The organism is Achromobacter sp. JD-1, from assembly GCF_038594925.1.
Lineage (GTDB): Bacteria > Pseudomonadota > Gammaproteobacteria > Burkholderiales > Burkholderiaceae_B > Achromobacter > Achromobacter spanius_C.
The window spans coordinates 1-2,212 of the sequence record NZ_JBCGCS010000065.1 but is presented as its reverse complement, the minus strand read 5'-3'; the positions used below and the strand labels follow the sequence as shown (position 1 = coordinate 2,212).

Genomic DNA, 2,212 nt, shown 5'->3' with positions numbered 1-2,212 from the left:
CGTTGATCTGTGCTTTTTGCATGACGATTACCTCAGCGTTTCGACAGCGGTCGAGTAGGAAATGACTTGAAAGCCCAACGGGTTGTCGCGAATTACGCTTTCTGGCATCGGCGCGTTGACAAACCTGTAGGCGATGGTGGCGATAAATTGCTCACTGTTGGGTGAGCGCTGGGGGCCCATCTCGCTGCGCGCGAACCGGACCGTAGCGGTCTGGTTGGGTCCCGGAGTGATCGACCGGACGTTGATGACCAGGCGGGTATGTTCCCCATACTTTTTGTCCAGAGCTTCACGGCCGGTCTTGGGGTCGTCTTCAAATTTGGCGTGGTACTGCTGTTGCACATCCGGCGAGCTGAACAGCCCGCAGCGGTCGTACATGTTTTGCAGGGTGCGCCAGTCGTAGCCTTCGCACGACAACACGTACTGAGTGACGAAGTAGCGCGCGATCCGAGGGCCATAGTCCTCCTGTGCGTCGCCGAGCTGGGATACGTTTTCGACCTCACCTGTCGCATCGTTGACGCGCACGACGTAAGGCGGCTGGGGCGTGTAGCTCAGCATCAGTGAGGCCAGGGCGCCGACCGCCAGGAACGCCAGCACAAATGCGCCTACTGCGACGCGCCATGCTTTTGACCTGGAGGAAAGGATCTCCGTCAGGAAGTCCTGGTCTAGGCTCCGGTTTCGGTCCAGCTCCTGCTGAAGCGAAAGCTTCGGGTCTTCAAAGGACATGTTGGTCCTCCGATTGCCGAACGAGATTAAGGGGCCGTACGTTTCGTGCGGGCGCAAATGGGCGAGCCGCGGCGAGCGCGGCCGAAATGGCGAGCTTCATGGGTTCTCCGAGGAGATGAGGGGATTTAATTCAGAGACGGCTGACTAATGTGCAGCGCAATGAGAAAGGCACAGCGATTGCTGTGCCTTTAACGGGGTCCGGGCCGTGTGGAGAGCCGGCCAGCCTAATGTTGACGCTTGGGACGGGGTTAACGCCCTTGTCGCATGTCTCGCGTCATGGCCTCGGTCATTCGCTCGCCCTGTTCGCGGAGATGCTCTTTGCGCCAATCCCGATCGCTCTTCGAGCTCGGCGTGGACATCCCAAGCAGGAACAATTGAGACGGCCACTTGAAGCACAGATACCAGAGCGGACGGAGTATCCAAGTCCACGTCGCCTTGGCCAGGCTTATCCATTGAAAGGCGGAGATCGGTTGCTCTGAGGAAACGGCGCTCGACAAGGGGACATCAGGCCCCATCAATTGGTTCTGAGAAAGTGCTTTGCCAAGCGGCTTTAAGGGTTCCATCTAGATCCTCATTCTAATAATTGGTAGAAGGGATGGCGTGTCAGGCTATCTTAGCCAATCTTGCCGACGAAAGGAACAGAGATTCCTCCGCCGGACCCGGCGCCCGTTACTTTGGACGCAACGACAGACACCTGCTCCAACATAAACTTTGAGCACATCATAAAAAATACAATCGCCGTTAGCATGGAAAAAATATTGATCTGGTCCGCCTTGGTCAGATCAATCAAACCTTGTTGGAGCATTCCGAACATGCCCATGATGAACATAAAAACGACCATAAAGAGGCCAGCATAAATCGCGTAGTAAATGGCCTGCGACAGCCAACTATTGAAGAACTGCTTGGTTGTATCGAAGAGCAAGGCCAAGATGCAGAGCGGGCCGAGTACGACGACTAAGCCCATCCCAACTTTTACCGTGATCAGCACTAGCATACCGATCGCGCTCATGACCGCTGAGATAATGGTGATGATGACCGAGACAACTACGAAGACAAAGGCCTGCGCGATTTTCTTCAGACCGCTTGGTGCGCGCTCCTGCAACCGTGTGCCGATTTCTGCGCCATTGTTCGCCGCGTCGTCCATCATTTCGGATGGGGTTTTGACGGTTCCCGTGAACAGCTGAGCCACGGAGGTGGGCAAGTCGAGCATCACACCGACAATCTGCTGTTGGTACAGGCCATTCGCGCTCGCGATGCTTACGATGATCGCTATATTGACAACTCGTCGACATGCGTGGAGGACCGGAGTTTGAATGGCGCCCGAGCAGATAAGCCACCCGTACCAGACCAGCGCGACGGACAGAGAAACGGACACGAACGGCAATAGCTTCGCGGTGATGGACGCGACCATTGGCGTGATGACGCTCGTTAGCATCTTAGTCACCGACTGGTCGATCCAGTTCGCGATCCCGCCAAGACTGGCCAGACT

At 56.1% G+C, this 2,212-nt stretch carries 2 protein-coding genes; both read right to left on the bottom strand.

The genetic code is table 11. The features are described from left to right. Positions 1-27: 27 nt before the first annotated feature. Positions 28-723: a virB8 family protein gene (locus WBR68_RS31175; protein ID WP_230696242.1), complete on the bottom strand. Its 696-nt coding sequence runs from the start codon at positions 721-723 to the stop codon at positions 28-30. 613 nt (positions 724-1,336) lie between these two features. Next, on the bottom strand, positions 1,337-2,212 hold an 876-nt coding region (locus tag WBR68_RS31170; RefSeq protein WP_230696241.1), incomplete at its 5' end, for a type IV secretion system protein.

Excerpts from the sequence above, each read along its gene's own strand:
- WBR68_RS31175 (WP_230696242.1), bottom strand. The coding sequence starts at position 723 with ATGTCCTTTGAAGACCCGAAGCTTTCGCTTCAGCAGGAGCTGGACCGA.